The 18,180-nt window shown below is 35.0% G+C and carries 15 protein-coding genes and 5 pseudogenes; 4 read left to right on the forward strand and 16 right to left on the reverse strand.

Annotation, left to right across the window (positions count from 1 at the left end):
- The first annotated feature begins 67 nt into the window (after positions 1–67).
- Entirely contained in the window at positions 68–616 is a 549-nt protein-coding gene (locus AKK44_RS00640) for a Gx transporter family protein (RefSeq protein ID WP_054278073.1), read from the forward strand.
- A gap of 16 nt (positions 617–632) precedes the next feature.
- On the opposite strand, the gene AKK44_RS00645 is transcribed toward AKK44_RS00640, so the two are convergent.
- From AKK44_RS00645 to AKK44_RS00660, 4 genes are read right to left on the reverse strand one after another with little or no spacing between them, the layout of a single operon-like run.
- Complete coding sequence (locus AKK44_RS00645) at positions 633–1,580, reverse strand: sensor histidine kinase (protein ID WP_054278074.1); 948 nt, start codon at positions 1,578–1,580, stop codon at positions 633–635.
- Complete coding sequence (locus AKK44_RS00650) at positions 1,577–2,242, reverse strand: response regulator transcription factor (RefSeq protein WP_054278075.1); 666 nt, start codon at positions 2,240–2,242, stop codon at positions 1,577–1,579. The genes AKK44_RS00645 and AKK44_RS00650 overlap by 4 nt, the downstream gene beginning before the upstream one ends.
- Before the next feature lie 43 nt (positions 2,243–2,285).
- Positions 2,286–4,241: an ABC transporter permease gene (locus tag AKK44_RS00655; RefSeq protein ID WP_054278076.1), complete on the reverse strand. Its 1,956-nt coding sequence runs from the start codon at positions 4,239–4,241 to the stop codon at positions 2,286–2,288.
- 1 nt (position 4,242) lies between these two features.
- Positions 4,243–4,995, reverse strand: coding sequence for an ABC transporter ATP-binding protein (locus AKK44_RS00660; protein ID WP_054278077.1), 753 nt, complete (start codon positions 4,993–4,995; stop codon positions 4,243–4,245).
- A 200-nt stretch (positions 4,996–5,195) separates the two neighbouring features.
- On the opposite strand from AKK44_RS00660, the gene AKK44_RS00665 reads away from it, so the two are divergent.
- The gene (locus AKK44_RS00665) at positions 5,196–5,675 is read left to right on the forward strand and encodes a PASTA domain-containing protein (protein ID WP_054278078.1); all 480 of its coding nucleotides are present in this window, start codon (positions 5,196–5,198) and stop codon (positions 5,673–5,675) included.
- Between the two features lie 59 nt (positions 5,676–5,734).
- Here the strand turns inward: AKK44_RS00665 and trmFO are convergent, their stop codons facing one another.
- From trmFO to AKK44_RS08550, 7 genes and pseudogenes are all read right to left on the reverse strand, one after another.
- Positions 5,735–7,069, reverse strand: coding sequence for a methylenetetrahydrofolate--tRNA-(uracil(54)-C(5))-methyltransferase (FADH(2)-oxidizing) TrmFO (trmFO, locus tag AKK44_RS00670; protein ID WP_054278079.1), 1,335 nt, complete (start codon positions 7,067–7,069; stop codon positions 5,735–5,737).
- Positions 7,070–7,257: 188 nt separating this feature from the next.
- Positions 7,258–9,393, reverse strand: coding sequence for a type I DNA topoisomerase (topA, locus tag AKK44_RS00675; protein WP_054278080.1), 2,136 nt, complete (start codon positions 9,391–9,393; stop codon positions 7,258–7,260).
- Positions 9,394–9,491: 98 nt separating this feature from the next.
- On the reverse strand, positions 9,492–10,337 hold the full coding sequence (gene dprA, locus AKK44_RS00680) for a DNA-processing protein DprA (RefSeq protein ID WP_054278081.1): 846 nt from the start codon (positions 10,335–10,337) through the stop codon (positions 9,492–9,494).
- Between the two features lie 93 nt (positions 10,338–10,430).
- Positions 10,431–11,213 (reverse strand): ribonuclease HII, encoded by a 783-nt coding sequence (locus AKK44_RS00685; protein ID WP_054278082.1) that lies wholly within the window; start codon positions 11,211–11,213, stop codon positions 10,431–10,433.
- On the reverse strand, positions 11,206–12,051 hold the full coding sequence (gene ylqF / locus AKK44_RS00690; protein WP_037594386.1) for a ribosome biogenesis GTPase YlqF: 846 nt from the start codon (positions 12,049–12,051) through the stop codon (positions 11,206–11,208). The genes AKK44_RS00685 and ylqF overlap by 8 nt, the downstream gene beginning before the upstream one ends.
- A gap of 240 nt (positions 12,052–12,291) precedes the next feature.
- Positions 12,292–12,663, reverse strand: a pseudogene (locus AKK44_RS08545) (tyrosine-type recombinase/integrase); the annotation flags it as partial.
- Between the two features lie 74 nt (positions 12,664–12,737).
- Positions 12,738–12,887, reverse strand: a pseudogene (locus AKK44_RS08550) (DNA-binding protein); the annotation flags it as partial.
- Positions 12,888–12,923: 36 nt separating this feature from the next.
- Here AKK44_RS08550 and AKK44_RS09420 point away from each other — a divergent pair.
- Positions 12,924–13,028 (forward strand): annotated as a pseudogene (locus tag AKK44_RS09420) (SAG1252 family conjugative relaxosome accessory protein); the annotation flags it as partial.
- Positions 13,029–13,084: 56 nt separating this feature from the next.
- On the opposite strand, the pseudogene AKK44_RS08555 reads toward AKK44_RS09420, so the two are convergent.
- The 5 genes and pseudogenes from AKK44_RS08555 to AKK44_RS00710 form a co-directional block, all read right to left on the reverse strand.
- Positions 13,085–13,192 (reverse strand): annotated as a pseudogene (locus tag AKK44_RS08555) (IS3 family transposase); the annotation flags it as partial.
- A gap of 540 nt (positions 13,193–13,732) precedes the next feature.
- The gene (locus AKK44_RS00695; RefSeq protein ID WP_054278083.1) at positions 13,733–13,945 is read right to left on the reverse strand and encodes a hypothetical protein; all 213 of its coding nucleotides are present in this window, start codon (positions 13,943–13,945) and stop codon (positions 13,733–13,735) included.
- Positions 13,946–14,587 (reverse strand): ABC transporter ATP-binding protein, encoded by a 642-nt coding sequence (locus AKK44_RS00700; RefSeq protein WP_054278084.1) that lies wholly within the window; start codon positions 14,585–14,587, stop codon positions 13,946–13,948.
- A 2-nt stretch (positions 14,588–14,589) separates the two neighbouring features.
- On the reverse strand, positions 14,590–16,617 hold the full coding sequence (locus AKK44_RS00705) for a DUF1430 domain-containing protein (RefSeq protein ID WP_054278085.1): 2,028 nt from the start codon (positions 16,615–16,617) through the stop codon (positions 14,590–14,592).
- 59 nt (positions 16,618–16,676) lie between these two features.
- A complete protein-coding gene (locus tag AKK44_RS00710) occupies positions 16,677–16,982 on the reverse strand; it encodes a lactococcin 972 family bacteriocin (protein ID WP_054278150.1) in 306 nt (101 codons plus the stop codon).
- A gap of 658 nt (positions 16,983–17,640) precedes the next feature.
- On the opposite strand from AKK44_RS00710, the pseudogene AKK44_RS00715 reads away from it, so the two are divergent.
- A pseudogene (locus AKK44_RS00715) lies at positions 17,641–18,171 on the forward strand (relaxase/mobilization nuclease domain-containing protein); the annotation flags it as partial.
- Positions 18,172–18,180 lie beyond the last annotated feature (9 nt).

Below are 18,180 nucleotides of genomic sequence, written 5' to 3' on the forward strand. Positions count from 1 at the left end.
CTAGCTAGCTTCCTCTACTCTTTATGGTAAAATAATGAGACAGTACTTTAGAAAGTGACAATCTCCTATGCATAAGAAACACCAAAAAATTGTTTTTATCACCATGCTAGCTGCCCAGGCAGTGGTTATCTCCTTTTGTGAAAGATTTCTTCCAACACCATTTGCCTTTGTCCCAGGGGCTAAGCTTGGTCTGGCAAATTTAATCACAATTTTGGCCATTTTCACTCTTAAACCAGCCGATAGCTCAAAAGTTGTTTTTTTGAAGCTTATGATTGCGACGCTTATCAGTGGTGGATTTTCCACATTTTTATATGGTTTTTCTGGCACCCTATTGAGCTTTGCGACAATGCTATCCTTAAAACAACTAGGACCCAAACGTGTTAGTGTGATTGGTATTTCAATACTAGGTGGCATGATGCACAATGTGGGGCAGTTGTTTGTTTTTGCACTAATTGCTAAGTCTTTGTTGGTTTTAAACTACCTTCCCTTACTATCATTAAGTGGAATTTTTTCAGGTTTCTTTGTTGGATTGACAGGAAACTACTTACTTGTTAAAGTTCAACCTTTGAAACAATTTCATCAAGAATTACTAGATGAGTGGCAATTCAACAGGTGAGTCCCTTCGCCTCGTTTTAATCACCGAGTGGGGCTAGGCGGACCGTTGTCCCTAAGCCGACCTGACTGTCAATATCAATTGATAGGTGCAGATTTTCTAAAATTTCCTTAGTAATGGATAAACCCAAGCCAGTTGCTTTCTGATGTTCATGACCATTAAATCCCGTGAAACCTTCTTCAAAAATACGGGGCAAGTCCTCTTTTAGTATCCCGATACCATTATCTGATATGACAATACTTTTTCTAGAAATAATAATTTCTATATGCCCATCTTTTTTTGAGTACTTTACTGCGTTATCAATCAGTTGGGTCAAGGCAAAGGCTAGCCACTTTTTATCTGAACTAAACTGCCAGTCTCCTTTGACACTGATGCTGATTCCTTTAGCGATACAGACATGGCTATATTTTTTGATAATTGGCAAGACAATTTCTTTCATTGAACACTCTTGAAATCGAAAATCATCTTTGGATTGCCTAAATTTTAAATAATTGAGTAAATTATTGAGGTAATCTTCTATACGATTGACCTGCAAACGATACTCCTTTGTATCTATGTTAGTGATCTGGGTCATGAGTGATATGGCTGATAGGGGAATCTTCATCTGATGAACCCACATTTTAACAATACCTTCTAGTTTCTTTTGTCTATTTTCTTGCACAACTAACTCATTTGCCTGTGCCTGTTGCAAACTCATGATTAAAGCTTGGTAAGCTTGTTCACTAGGCGAGGTTAATGAATCTAATTCATTTACATAAATAAATTTCTGTAACATATTGATCTTACGATGAAATTGATAATATTTCCATAAACTAAAAAGAAACAACAGGCTAACGGCTAACACACTTGCAACAGCAAACCGTTTGATTGGGAGATGATAGAGCCAAAAAATGAGTAAATAAAGACCCATCACTAATGCGTATTGATAATACCATAACCGATACTCTTTAAAAAATGCCCTAATCATTTAACAAGATACCCTACCCCTCTGACCGTATGAATGCGATGAAACCCAATGGCAGCAGTTTTTTTTCGTAATCGTGCCATATTAACATTTAAAGTATTTTGGTCGATGAATTCGTTTCCTTCCCAGAGTTTTTCTAAGATTTCTTCTTTTGGAACGACTTGCTTCGTATGCATCATGAGCAAGGTTAGTATTTTGTGCTCTGTGGGAGAAAGAATGACGCTGTCCTCACCATTGGATAAAGTGCCATCGAACTTTAAAATAAACTGGTCTAAAATAATATCATCATTAATAAACTGTTGTGAACGCCGTAAAAAAGCCGTAATTTTGGCATCTAACAGTTTTAAAGAAAATGGTTTTGAAATAAAATCATCGCCACCCATGTTAAGTGCCATGACCATATCCATTTCATCATTACTACTAGAAATAAAAATAATAGGGGTTGTAAAGTCTTTTCTGATTTCTGTAGTCCAGTAAAAGCCATTAAAAAATGGTAGCTTAAGATCCATTAAAATCAAATCAGGTTTCCAACTGGTCATTTCTTTTTTGATGTCTCTGAAATTGGAAACCGTATTAATGTGATAATTTTGTGAGAGATACTCTTTCAAGAGAGATAGTACGGTTTCGTCGTCTTCAATGATATAAATTTTCTGATGATTATTCATATAGTTATTTTAGCAAAAAAGTGGCGAAAAATCGCCACTTTTCTTATCTTTCAATAATAGTGTAGTAAGTTTTGCTGGTTATTTTATAGATGGTCAAGTAAATAATAATGATAATGCTGATGGTTATTGCACTCACGAGATAAACCATTTTATCGTTTTCTACTGCAAAAAATAGCAACATTTGTTTGAGAATCGGAAGAGCAAAGCAAAAATGATTCACAGCCATCATAATTGGCATGAAAAAGACAAGCATAATTTGAGAATTAATGGTTTTCTTGACCTGGTCACTACTCATTCCAACTTCTTGTAATATTTGATAGGATTTTTGATCTTCTTGTCCTTCAGAGTATTGTTTGTAGTAAATGATGAGAGCGGCTCCGAGAATAAAACTAAGGCCTAAGAAAAATCCACTAAAGAGAAATACACCACTGAGGCTATAGGTTCCTTGGCGATAGTCCTCTTTGAACGCTAATTGACCGATAACCTGATCATTTTTACTAATAGTCCCCTTCTGGTCGACAATCTGGCTAATTTCTCCTTTGGTGAGGTCGGCAAGAACAGTAGTTAAGTATTCAACATTGACACCTTCAATGTCAGTAAACGATTTTTGAATTGATTTTAAGACAGAAACATCACTAACAACTAAGACACCTGGATTGTAGGTATTATTTACTGGTGGAAACCGAACGGATTTTAAATTAGCAATATTGTTAAAACGATGCCCTAAAAGGGTTATTTCCGTTAAACGGCTATCTCCTTTTAGTTTAAAAAAGGCGGTTTCATTAGCTTGAAGTTTTGGTAAGGAATTTCCTAAGGCTCTAAAATCATCTTGGGGGACAACATAAACAAAACCGAGATCACTTATATTAGGGTTTAACACATCATCTTTTGTCACTTTAAGTCGAGAGGCGTTAGGTATTTTAATGGTAATCATGGCATCCCTATAAATCTGGAAATCAGATAAGGGTTTTTCTAATTTATCAAGTCCTGTTTCCTGCAAGATGTCATTATTTGGGTTTAACTGTTTATTTTCAAAAATTATTTTGGTGTTTTTAGGAAACAATTGATTAGCCATGCTCTCTGTATTGGTATACAGGGCTGTTGTTGTTTCAATAGCTACAAATGCCATAACAGCTAACAAAGTAATATTTGCAAGTCCCACCGCATTTTGTTTCATCCTAAAAATCATTTGTGAGGTTGTGACAAAATGATTTAGCTGATAAAAGTACTCTTTATTTTGACGACGACGCTTGAGGTACCAGGCCATAAACGAGATGAAAAAGAGATAAGTTCCAAAGATGACACAAATTACAGCTACAAAAAAGCGACTAAGGCTTGCAAAGGCTGATAAATGAAATGAACTTAGAGAAATATAGTACCCTGTGCTCAGAGCTATGATAGATAAAATAGCTAATAAGAGATTTCCTTTAGGCTCTTTTTCCCCTTTAGATTGATCATGAAGCAACATCAAAGGAGATGTCTGATGTACTTTGAAGGCACTGATTATGGCTAGTAGGATAAAAATGCCTAAAAATACCAAACCAGTTGTCAGAAACGGTGCCAAGCTGAATGATAATTCAAAGATTTCGATATGCGAAATGTTTATAAATACAAGGTAAAACACATGTGAAAATATTGCTGAAAAGAGGCTTCCTATAATAAGTGTCCCTATAAACATCATCAATAGCTCAAGTGTGGCTATACCAGTAATTTGTTTTTTGTTCATTCCTAAAATATTATAAAGCCCCAATTCACGAGTCCGTTGTGTGAGTAAGAATCGATAACTATATATTTCCATGATAATTGAAAATAAAATCAGAACAATACTGGAGAATTCTAAAAGTATTTTTTCCCATCGCATATTAGCCACGGCTGGGCTTTTTACAATGATGAAAACAATACAATTCAACATAAATAACACAGTGCTAGCCATTAAAAAGGGCGCAAAAACAGATAACGATTTTTGCAAGTTATTCCAAGCTAATTTGAAATAGAACATGCTACTCACCCCCTAAAAGCCCTGTCATGGCCATAGAAATATCTTTGCTGAACTCAATGTTGGATTTATTGCCTCGATAAATTTGATGGAAAATACGGCCATCTTTGAGAAAAAGAACACGATTGGCATGACTGGCTGCATTAGCAGAGTGAGTAACCATCAAAATGGTCTGTCCTTCTTTATTGATTGATTCAAAAAGATTCAGCAAATCTTCTGAGTTGCGGTAGTCAAGTGCAGCAGTTGGTTCATCAGCCAGCAATAATTGAGGATTTGTCATGAGGCTTCTAGCAATGGCGACTCTTTGTTTTTGCCCACCAGAAATTTCAAATGGCCGTTTATCTAATAGCGGTTCAATTCGTAACTTAAATGCCAGTTGTTGCAAGCGCTGTTCCATTTGTTTCAAAGGTGTGCGATTTAACACCAAGGGCAAGAAAATATTGTCACGAATGGATAAGGTATCTAGGAGGTTAAAGTCTTGAAAGACAAAGCCTAGATTTTGCAGACGAAACTTAGCTAACTGACCATCTTTGATGGCTGCAACATCAATTCCATTTAACCGAATAGAACCTTTTGTTGGTTTTTCTAAAGTTGCCAAAATATTGAGAAGGGTTGTTTTTCCAGATCCGGATTCACCCATTATTGCGATAAATTCTCCTTTATTGACCTTAAAATCAACATCTTGTAAGGCTCTTGTTTCTTCTTTTGAAAATCGTGTGCGAAATACTTTTTCTAAGTGATTGATTTCTAATAACATATAAGCTCCTTTGTCGTGATTCTGTCTTTATCAATGCATTAATATGGGAATCCTTTTTGATAAGTCTATTATATCTCAAACTTCCTCCTCCCACCTTACAAGATTCGCCAAAAAGCTTACAGATTCGTAAGTTTTATCTGATGATTTTGACATCCTTTTGGTATAATAATAGCAATGACATGCATGAAGGAGATACACGAATGGGAAAAAAAATCAAAAAATCACTAGGTGCTGTTGGAAAATTAATTTCATTCATTCCTGATACAACTGAAATTATTGGAAAAACCATTGATAACACTCGCCCTATTATAGAAAAACATATGGAATATCAGCATGCAAAAACCATGAACATCACTCATTTGGATGACGTGATTAATTTGCCTGTCGATAAAGCACAGGAACACTTAGAGCGATTAGGTTTTGTTGTGGCAACGTTGCCGATTAAGCCACATAAAAAATGGGTAACTGCTCATATCAATGAGGTCGTTGCCATGTCTCCCAAGTCAGGAAAACATCGCATAGGAAGTCTAGTTAAGTTATACTATGTCACCCTAGACGTGATTGAAAAAAGTCAGGAACTGCTTGATCAAGAAAACCTTCGAGCGGTCGAACGCAATCAAAAATTAGCTGACACTGTGGACTCCCTCAAGAAAATAAAGTTACCATTTGCTAAAAAATAAACAGAGTCATCAAAAAAAGCCGGTTGAGATTATTTCTCAACTGGCTTTTTTATCATTTGCTACACTTCTAAATAATCACTTAAATCTGTTAAAGCACGCTGAGCAATGGCTTCATAGCGTTCTTTTTTGTCGCGAATACGTGGGCCTTCTAATTCTTTGATGATGCCAAAGTTCACGTTCATTGGTTGAAAGTGCTTGCTTTCAGCATGAGTAACGTAGTAAGGCAAACTACCGATAGCTGTTGTGTGGGGGAAAATGACCTGCTCTTGCCCTTTAAACTGACGAGCAGCATTAATTCCTGCTACCAAACCAGACGCTGCAGATTCTACATAACCTTCAACTCCTGTCATTTGACCCGCAAAAAAGAGCTGCTTATTAGCGCGTGATTGAAATGTTTCTGTTAATAGATTTGGTGAATCCATGTATGAATTGCGGTGCATCACTCCGTAGCGAACAAAATCTGCTTGTTCAAGTCCTGGAATCATGCGAAAAACACGTTTTTGTTCTCCCCATTTTAAATGCGTTTGGAAACCTACAATATTGTAGAGACTACCAGCAGCGTTGTCTTGTCTCAACTGAACAACTGCGTAAGGCGTCTTGTAGTCTCCGTCACGAGGTCCCTCATATTCTTTAGGGTATTCTAAGCCAACAGGCTTCATCGGTCCATAGAGCATGGTTTTAATCCCACGTTTAGCCATGACCTCAATAGGCATACAACCTTCAAAGTATTTTTCTTTCTCAAAAGCATTTAAAGGGGCTTCTTCTGCAGTTGTTAAAGCTTCATGGAAAGCCATAAACTCATCTTTGGTCATTGGACAATTCAAGTAAGCCGCTTCTCCCTTATCATAGCGTGATTTGAGATAAACTTTATTCATGTCAATGGTTGATTTGTCAATAATCGGTGCAGCCGCATCATAAAAATAAAATCCTTCGCCACCGTTTAAAGCATGAATTTTTTCTGCCAAGGCATCTGATGTCAAGGGACCTGTTGCAATGACTGTGATGGCATCATCAGGAATATCTTTGATTTCATCACGAATGACCTCAATCAACGGATGCGCACTAATTTCTGCGGTAACAGCCTCTGCATACCCATCGCGATCAACTGCCATAGCACCACCTGCTGGCACACGGTGAGCTTCACCTGCTCGCATAATCAATGAATCTAAGCGACGCATTTCTTCTTTTAAAAGTCCGACAGCATTTGTTAAGCTGTCCCCTCGAAATGAGTTTGAACAGACTAATTCAGCAAAATGGGTTGTCTTGTGCTGAGGGGTTGCTTTTTTTCCTCGCATTTCATATAGCTTGACTGGAATACCACGCTTAGCAATTTGATAAGCAGCCTCAGATCCTGCAAGACCTGCACCAATAACATTAATATAAGATTGAGACAATAGACTAATACCTCTTTGAGAATGGCGATGTAGCTCCCATACTCACAAATCTTTCTAATATATTTTATTTTGACTATTATATCAAAAATCAGCATAAAGCAAAAGAATACATCTGATAAAAAACTCTCAAAAAGCCAACAAAATCAAAAATGTCTTTTTGCTTTCGTTGGCTCTATCATGTCGTAAAACTATTTTATTTTTTCTTCTTTATAATCACAATTTTCATTGCTACAAATGACTTGTTTGCCACCGCCGCGTACTTTTTTCTCAACGAGGTAATCCTCAGATTTAGGACAGAATCGTCCGACTGGCAAATCCCATGAGGTAAATTCACATTCAGGGTAACGATCACATCCATAAAAAATACGGTTTCGTTTGGTTTTGCGTTCGATGACTTGTCCTTTTTGACAAATCGGACAGGTAACTCCAATTTCTTTGGTGATGGCTTTTGTGTTTCGGCATTCAGGGAAATTACTGCAAGCATAAAACTTCCCATAGCGGCCTAATTTGATAACCATCGGATGACCACATAGGTCACAATCAAAACCAGCAGGTTCATCTTTAATTTGAATTTTTTCAATTTCAGCTTCTGCTTTAGTTAATTCTTTGGTGAATGGTTTGTAAAACTCATCAATAACCTTTTGCCATTTTTCTTTCCCGATTTCTACCTGGTCAAGTTTGTTTTCCATTTCAGCGGTAAACTTAACGTCAACAATATCAGGGAAGAAATTCACAATCAATTGATTGACAATATCACCTAGTTCTGTTGGTTCAAAACGTTTAGCAGCTAATTTAACATAGTAACGTTTTTGAATAACCTCAAGAGTTGGTGCATAGGTTGAGGGCCTGCCAACACCATTTTCTTCTAGGGTTTTGATTAAAGTAGCTTCTGAATAGCGTGCTGGTGGTTGTGTGAAATGCTGTTCTGGAGAGGTTGAGACCTTTTTGACCACTTCCCCTTCTTCCATGTCGGGAAGCATCTTGTTTTTATCAGAATCATTGTAAACTGCCATATAGCCATCAAACTTCATTTGACTACCATTAGCAATAAACGTCACTTGATTTTGCTCTAAGGTTACCTTTACAGTGTCAAAAACCGCAGGGGTCATCTGACTAGCTACAAAGCGATTCCAGATTAGTGTGTACAATTTTAACTGATCTTTGTTTAAAAATGCTGCAATGGATTCAGGAGTATGCTGAACACTGGAGGGTCTAATAGCCTCATGGGCATCCTGAGCCCCGCTGACATTTTTAACACGATTACCATGTTTTGAATAGTTGGTGCCAAATTTCTCGCTAATAAACTGAGCAGCATCATTTTGAGCAACCGGACTGATACGTGTAGAGTCGGTACGCATGTAGGTAATTAAACCTTGTGTGCCATTAGAACCTAAATTAATCCCCTCGTAGAGTTGTTGGGCAACCATCATGGTTTTACGTGTTCTAAAATTAATTTTATTGGCGGCATCTTGCTGCAACGAAGAGGTTGTATAAGGCATTGGTGCATTACGACGACGCTCTTTCTTTTCAACTTTATTCACGGAAAACTCATCATGAGTGATTCTAGAAAGAACTAGTTTAACATCATCATTTGTTTCAAGCTTCATTTTTTTGCCATCAAGGCCATAGAAACTTGCTTGAAACTTCTTGTTCCCTTTTTTAAAGAAACCATCAATAGACCAGTATTCTTCAGGAACAAAAGCTTTTATTTCATTTTCTCTGTCGATGATTAATTTCAGTGCAACAGATTGCACACGACCTGCTGAAAGGCCTTTTTTCACCTTTTTCCATAAAATAGGTGAAATCGAGTACCCAACGATACGGTCTAAAACACGACGTGCTTGCTGAGAATCCACCAAGTCCATATCAATTTTTCGAGGCTCTACAAAAGCATTTTTTACGGCATCTTTTGTAATTTCATTGAAGACAACACGGTTGTTGTCTTCTTCATCTAGCCCTAAAATATGTGATAAGTGCCAAGCAATTGCTTCCCCTTCTCTATCTGGGTCACTTGCAAGAAAGACTTTAGCAGATTTTTTAGCCTCTTTTTTTAACGAGTTGATGAGAGGACCTTTACCACGGATATTGATGTAATTGGGTTCATAATTATTATCAAAGTCAATAGACATTGATGATTTTTTCAAATCACGGATATGACCAACTGAGGCCACGACTTTGTAATTGCGTCCCAAGTATTTTTCAATCGTTTTAGCTTTGGCAGGAGACTCAACAATTACTAGATTTTTTTTAGTTGCACTAGTTTTCTTTTTTGTTGGGGACTTTTTGGTCCCTTTTTTTGGCTTAGTTGTAGTTTTTGTTACCAATTCGACACACTTCCTATAACAGTAATGGTTAAAGCTTATAGAATAATATCCCATTTTTTAGGAACTGTCAATAAAAAAATCTATAATAGGAAGAAAGATTAATAATTTTGGTATTCTAAAAGGATTTCATGACCGCTTGTGATGCAGTTTGCACCTTCTTGGATTAATTGCAGACAGCCTTCTGATTTTCCGTCAATGATATTTCCTGGAATGGCGAAAACGTCTCGCCCTTCTTCCATAGCTAATTGACATGTGATCAAAGATCCTGATCGCTTTTTAGCCTCAACCACAACGACTCCGCGGCTCAAGCCAGCAATAATACGATTTCTTTCTGGAAAATGATAAGCCAAGGCTTCTTCTCCTGGACCATACTCAGTGATAACGAGGTGATTTTTACCGAGATAGTCTTGTATTTTTTGATTTTCTTTTGGATAGTACCTATCCAATCCAGTTCCGATGATAGCAATGGTTTGCCCGCCGTTTCTAAGACAAGAAAGATGAGCGCTAGTGTCTATTCCTCTGGCCAAACCACTAACAATAACATAGTGATTATTGAGCTCTTTGATAATCTTAGTGACGGATTGGGTGCCGATATCACTAGATTTTCTCGAGCCAATCACAGCCAATTTGGGTTTTTCTAGTAACGATAAATCACCTTGGTAAAAAAGTAAAACAGGTGGGTTATAGATTGTTTTTAAAGCTAAAGGATAGGACGTTTCTAAAATTGACACAGTTGGGTATTTTCTAAATTGTTCTCGTAAGGTTTTAAGATTTAGTTGCTTGTAATTCTCAATAAATTGCGCTGGTTTTCGGCATCCAGACACCACTGCCATATCTCTTAGAGACAAAGACTTTTGGTTGGATTTTTGATAGTCAATAATATTGAGGATGTTCAGATTTGTTAGACCAGCTCTTTTTAATTTATACAATTCAAAATTATTCATTCATCTACCTCTCTAACTGATTATTCGAAAAAATTCTGAAAATCAGAATTTTTTGTTTTCAATCGTTAAAAAAGGTTTGATAAGATTCTAGAATTAATCCTTACTTATGAATGATTTTATCGGCTCAAAACTCTTTCGATGAATCGGAGAGACACCTAGAGTTTGTATGGCACACAAATGGTTTTTGGTCCCATAGCCAGCATTTTGAGCAAAGTCATAACCAGGAAATTGTTTATCATAATCAGCCATCAAATGGTCTCTGGTGACCTTGGCGACAATAGATGCTGCAGCAATTGATAATGAGTTAGCATCTCCCTTAATAATAGATTGCTGAGGAATCGGCAGATTGAGCGACATGGCATCAATCAAAAGATAATCCGGCTGAGAAACCTCACCCTTTAAGTGGTCGGTCGCAGCAATCATAGCTAATTTAGTTGCCTCATAAATATTAACACGATCAATGGTATCATGATCAATGATCCCGACACCTACTCCTTTTGCTTTTTCTAAAACAGCCTGGTAAATGGCATCATGCTTTGATTTTGGTATTTTTTTAGAGTCGTCTAGCCCTTTAATTTTACAGTTTTGAGGGAGAACAACACAGGCTGCGACAACCGGTCCTGCCAAAGGGCCACGCCCAACTTCATCAATACCTGCGATAGCTTTAAAGCCTTCTTGGTAGAGTTGTCTCTCGTAGGTTAATAAACGCTCAAGCCTTGCTTCTTCAGCTATGGCCGCTGCGATAATCTTTTTTTGTCTTATGAGGGCTTTTTGCACACCGATTCGAGCATCAGATGCTAGCTCTGTTAAAAAAGGATCATCTGGTTTAGTAATCTTATCTAGCTGTGCTTTAATGTCTTTAATACTATTAGTCATTCATATCCTCAATACGGTCTAAACTGTATTGCCCTAATTTACCATCACGAACTTCCTTGACAAATAAATCATAAAATCGATCATAGTCTTCTTTAAACCCTAACTGACGCGTCATATTAATAATATTGTCTGGAGCATCTTCGTCCAGAGAAAGCATTTTAAATCGTTTTTGAAGCCTGTTTGGGTAATGTTTTTTGAAATAATTTAAGCCAAAAATAGTCACTTCATCCATCGGTAACAATTGATCTTTAATAGCGCCGGTCAATGCTAATTTTAAACCGACCAACTCATCCTCAAACTTAGGCCATAAAATTCCTGGAGTATCTAAAATTTCAAGTTCTTTATTTGATTTTAGCCATTGTTGCCCTTTAGTCACGCCAGGTTTATTGCCGACAACGGCAATTTTTTTACCAGCTAGACGATTCATGAGAGTTGATTTCCCAGCATTTGGGATACCAATAATCATTGTTCTAAGGGTCTCTTTATTGATCCCACGTTCTCGTAGTCTCGTAATTTTGTCAGCCATCAATATCTTTGCAGCTTCAGTCACTTTTTTAACCGTAGATTGCTCCTTAGAGTTAATGGCAAGTGTTTTGATTCCTTTACTCTCGTAGTAATCTGTCCACTCTTTTGTTATTGTACTGTCTGCTAAATCAGCCTTGTTTAAAATCATGAGTTTTGGCTTATCGCCAACAATTTTAGTCAACATAGGGTTTTGACTTGATAAAGGCAAACGAGCATCTACTAAGATAGTTACAAAATCAACATGTTTAATATTTTCTTGTACTTGTCTTCTTGCTTTGGACATGTGTCCAGGAAACCACTGAATAGTAGCCATAAGTTTATAATTCCTTTCGTAGCAGTTTTTTATACTTAAAACCTGCCTGTTGTCTACTAGGCACCAAACAGGCACCAAGATTTTGTATTCACCAAGTTTTTCTCTAAAATCAGCTAAAGAAAATTCAAGTATTTTTGAATCAAAATTATTTTCTATTTTAATATTTTGGAATATTTACTAGACCAAGCTTTTAATGTTTCAAATCTAAAATGATTCCTATCAATAAATTTATCTAATGCTTTTCTCCCTATAGGTAGTCAAACACTTTTTCATCAACAACGCTGTTAGACGTTTGAGTAAATAATCACCACCAATAATTTCACCAAGACGTTCTATCACAAGGAATTCTCTTTTTACTGTCTGAGGCTTGACAGATACTGACCAGGTTTCTAGCCAACTCATCTTTAACTCTCCGAAAATTCTTATCAACTGGGAATTAAATTGGGCTTCACTGCTATTAATTAATATCTCAATTTTATCTTCGAGCGCGACTCGTGTTTTTATGATAACTTACAACAGCTGTCTTCTACATGCCAGTTAGTAATCCTTATGTTTATCTACAACCTCATATCGACTAATTCCTTTTGAATTAGTTTTTGTTCTATAGTACATTTTGGTTTCCTTAAACTTGGAATGAAAAATCAATCATAGAAATATAACCATTCTATATTATATCATGATTCTCTTTATTTTACCGCTCTTTGCTTCCATCTTAAAAACCCTTCAAATCCTTCTAAATTAACAAAGACCAATTTATAAGTTGGGCTAATCACATAATCTTAAAACTGCTTATTATCTCTCATTTCACCTAACCATCTATTCAGTGTATATTGTGATCATGGCAGATAGAGTACCACTCTATTTTATAGCTAATAATCATGACTGATGATAAACAGCTAGCTGCCACAAAGTGGTTCTCCCTTTGGCAATCTCAAAAGTTTGAGCAGATTAGTCGAGATATGCATGAGGTTTTGATTGAGTAGTCTTTACTTTTCTATACAAATTTTATAGAGTGTTTTTGTTAATCGATGACTCACTTAGTCATTGGTGTTTGGTAGTTGATACTGCTATGAATTCGGTGATGATTCCACCAGTGGATATCGTTCTTGATTTTAAGACTTAGGTCTTCCAGCGAGTGGAAGATTTTCGATACCACTCTGTCGCCCTAAACTAAAATCCATTGCCATGAGAGTAAGTTTTTTGGTTTTATCAATCATGCGTGTTACCCTTTTTTGCGGCATAACCTAAGCATACCATCTGACAGTTTAGGATTTTACCACAGAAAAAAACACCAGCCAAAACTGGTGTCGATAAATCACTTCTCTAAAATGAGGCGCTTAATAGTGACTGATAGCAATAATAGGAAGCAAGAAAATCCAATAATATTCAACGTGAAGAGTATCGGTGATAACTCTCTAAAAAAATTAGATATTGACACCATAAGGAATCCTGTTGTTACGACTAACGAAATTAGTTTTGTTTTATTCATTCTAAACAACTCCTCTTTCTATTTGCTAAAGCAAATAAAAGCTACTTTAAAAATCAGAAAAATGTCACGACACTAGTCGCTATATTAACTTTATTATAGCAAGCTCGTAATCATTTTACAAGTAAATATCTTAAAATGTACGATTTTTCATCCATTTAATAAAACTCAATAAACTTATGTTTTAGAAAATTTTTATAGAACTATTAATTTTTCACCAAGATAATTATCAGGAATTGAATAATAAAATTTTTGAAATGGATGAAGTATTACTAAGTCAATTATTTGATTTCTTACTAATATCTGGACTGCCTGAATATCATCTATTAAATTCTCAAAAATTATAACTTCTTCATCTTTATCTGTTTTCTGTGGTCGTTTTATTCTATAATAGTTAAACTTTCCCATTTATACCTCTAATAAATCGTCCATTTTAATAACAACATCAGCTTTTTCCCAAATAATGGGATTATGGGTAGCTATGATAATAATTCTATTTTGACTCTTTAAAGACAATAGGATTTCCATAACTTCTTCAGAATTTCTAGGATCTAGTGCAGCTGTTGGTTCATCAGCTAGAATAATGGGGGGGTTTTTCAGTATTATTTTGGCAAGAGCCACCCGTTGCGCCTCACCTCCTGATAATTCAAATATCGGCTGTTTTAATGATAGGTGTGATAAATTAACTTTTCTAAGTGCTTCTAATTTCACTCGTTTTTTGTCCTCTTTGGATATTTTTTTGCCAACCAAACCTAAATTTAAATTTTCATCAATACTATGACTTTCCATAAGACCAAAATTTTGGAATAAATAACCAAGATATTCTTTATAGAACTTATGAGATGATAAGGTCTGTATGTCCTGACTGTTATATAATATCTGTCCAGAATCGCTTTCTTCAAGTTTTCCTAACAAATTAAGCAACGTTGTTTTACCACTACCACTCTCGCCAGTAAGAGCATAAACCTTACCTTCTTCAAAGTTAACACTTATATTATTTAAAATAATTCTATCCGAGAATGATTTTTTTACTTCTTTAACTTCTAACATTTTTACTTTCCTTTCAAAACAGTAATAGCTACTTTATTTTCACGTATACTCTTAACATAAAGAATTAAGATAGTATTAAGCACAAATAGTGAAGGAACCAAGGTCCCAATAATTATTTGACGTGAAATAAAAGATAGTATTACTCCACCAATAAAAAGTGTTATTGTTTGTAACAGCAAATAATTCTTATGAATTTCTCCAAAAGTTAAACCTGCTAAGCGTTTAATTAAGATATCCCTTCTAAACTGTTCAAAATATAGTAAATGCATTGTATCGAAGAGTAAAATTGATGTTAAAAAACCTAATAGTGTACCTACAGTTAGTATTGCAAATGCTAAACGATTATCATTCAATACTGTTAGGTAAGATAGGCGGTCATTTAAAATATAGGCTACTGACTGATAAAGTCCCGACTCTTTAAGTTTTTCCTCAATTCTGTCATAATTTTTCATATGTAATGAAGTTGCAATGTTAGCACCCCAAAAAAGATGACTACTTGGAGTATCTCCCATTGCTTGTGGTGTTGTCACAATAATAATAGGATCTTCTAAATATTGAGTACTTACACTTTGACTGGTATTGTAGATAAAATAATTTCTTGATTTCTTTGCTATAGTTGTTATTGCTTCTACATTAAATAAATGTTCATGTTCAGGAAACAAATCTACACTTGCAAATCCAGACATTCTTTTTTCAACAAGTTTTTCTATATCAGCTTTGTGACTACTCAATCGCTCAGGAATAACAAGTCCAAATTCTCCCAGAGAAAGTTTGTTCATTTTTTGTATAAAAGATTCATTAAAATTACTTTTGGCTTCGTTTAAATAATTTGGAGTAACAAAAATAATTGGGTCATCTTGATGAGAATTTACAGATTGTTCTTTGTTAAAAATATTTTCATAATATAACTGTTCAATAGCCGAATAAATAAATAGTGAATTATCCTTATCTATCGTTTCACGAGCAAAGTCATACCACTTTTTAGTCAGTTTCTGCTCTGCTTTTTCCCCGCCCATTGCTGCACTATAGCTAAATGTTAACTGAAAGTAATCCTTATTTCTTTCCCAATCTCTCGCAGCCTTTTCTTTTATTGCTATCTCTTTATGATGATTTAATAAACTATTAAATGTCCAACCTACAGCAACGGTAGAAGATAATTGCCCAATCAAGAGTAAAAACAATAATCGTTTTAATGGTAGTTTTCCTTTTAAAATTTCTACAAGATTTGATCCTTTCAAATTAATGATGTAGATTAAACTTAGCACTACAGAAAGTAAAACTAACAAAACCGCATAAGCGAGTATTCCTAGGAGAAATATTGCCATCATGTGAAGCTGAAAATTATTTGTAATGATAAAAGTAAAAACACCAAGTAAACTTGAGACTGCACTCGCTATAAAAATTAGTTGAATATCAGATGTTATAGCATGAGACAAAATCTTATAATAATCCCATCCCGAAATATAACGAATTCCTGCTGCCCTAAGATCTTTAATACTATAAATAAGCACTATTGAAATCCAGGTTAAAAGTAACAAAACCAATCCAATAATAGATGTTTCGTTAACTGAAACTGATATCAATGCTTTAATTGGGGATTCGGAAGGGAAAATAACATTTTTAAAACCCAGTTCATAAATGTCGGTTGATAATTTCTGACTAGACAATGAGCCAGGAACTAATATAAGGTAACTACTAACTAAATCACTTGTCAAAGATGTTTGTTCTGAAGCAACTTGAATTTCTTTAGGTAACTCCCCCTCACCATAGATGTCATATGCAAACCGAGTTTTACCATCTCGCTGTGGCTCTACAATCCTCCTAGCAATGATACTTTCTGATTTTTCAGCCAGTTCATTCAAAGTAGATGTGAAAGTTTCCCTAGAAATTATTCTCATATCATCCCTTTTACCAACAATATTGACTGATTCATAACTTGAAAAAATAATAACGTGTTTATTAGTGTAAATTGTTAATAATAAAAACAATGATATTAAAACAGTAGACACCCAAACGAATATACGCTTCATACATATCCTCCTATAAAAATTAGGCTGATATCTGCTATCAGCCTAATTTAGTTTCAAAACTAATAATTATAGTAAAATGCTGCTCTCTCTCCCCAGCTTGTTTTAATCCAAGCTCGAGATGTTTGACCTGCATCAGCATATCCTTTGCTAGATGCACCCGTTTTACGGCTAACTACAGTTGAACTATGATGTTTAGAACCATGATAGTAATTAGAATATGCACCGCCATTTGCTGCTCCGTATGTCCATACACCACCACCAGGATACTGAGTAGCGGCAGCTGCTCCAGCAGCAGTTGCTACTGTTGTAAGAATTGCGGCTGCAACTGTAAGTGATTTAATTTTTTTCGTTAATGAAGTTTTCATAGACTTCCCCCCTTTATTAAGTGTGATAAAAAACAATTTTTCAAATTCTGCTAGCATGAAAATTTGAATAACTTCTCGCTAATTAAATTAATAGCGAGAAATAGTATAAGAAAAAATCCATAATTCCACCTCCAAATATTTAATCTATTGAGTAATTGATGATAATTAGTTATAAAACATCTTTTTTTTGTAACCCTTTAATTTGTTGAGTTTATTTTATCATTTTAAGTTATACCTGTCAATGTTATTTGTATTATTATTCATTTTTTATTTTTTTGCAATTTAACAAAACTAATCTTTATCTTGTTAAATGGATGGTAACTGTTGGTAAAATCTAAACAGTCACGTTTTTTATAAAGCTCTAATACAAAAAGTATTAAAAAATGTAGTCTAGAAAGAGAAAAATTAAATGGTCATGAAGTAAAATAAAATCAAAAAAATATTGAAACAATTAATTTCACTAAGCCTATTATTTTTATCAAAACCTTACATTATGAAATTAAAGAAAATCGAGACTACATTTATAGAATACTTGACACCCTTGTGTCAAGTATTGGATACATAATTTTTCATTTTTTATCCAATAATATTTGCTCCGTATGTTACTATTATATGTTCAAAAATCCTATCCATCAAATTTCCAAACAATCTCAATCTTATGAATACCAATGCCAAGGTGAAAGAGAGCAAAGGTTATGAGTATTGGGCAACCAAACATAACTTAAACACAATGGCTGAGTCAGTTATTTTCATCAGAGAACATGGCATTAAATCCATTAAACAACTTGATGAACATATTCAAAAAAGTGCTGAAGAAAGACAGAACTTACAAGATAAAATTAAAGAATTTGACAAGGATATGCAACTGCTTTCTGATACTATGGAGCAAGTTCATACTGTTAAAAAGTATCGAGCCTACTATAAAGAATATAGGGCAAATCCGTCTGACAAGGCATTTTTTGAAGAGCATAAAGCTGAAATTACCCGCTATAAAATTGCTCTATCTAAGCTAAAAAAATCCTATTCAAAGCTACCGAATTCAAAGGATATTTTAGATAAACTTGATAAACTGCAAAAAAAAAAGAATACTCTGATGCAAGAGTATTCTTCCTCAAAAACTACAATGGACGAGCTGTATCAAATACGAAAGAACTATGGAATTTACATGGGCAAGGATATGGAGAGATAATCTTTTTAT

Origin of the sequence: Streptococcus phocae (assembly GCF_001302265.1) — a bacterium.
In the GTDB taxonomy this organism is placed as follows: domain Bacteria; phylum Bacillota; class Bacilli; order Lactobacillales; family Streptococcaceae; genus Streptococcus; species Streptococcus phocae.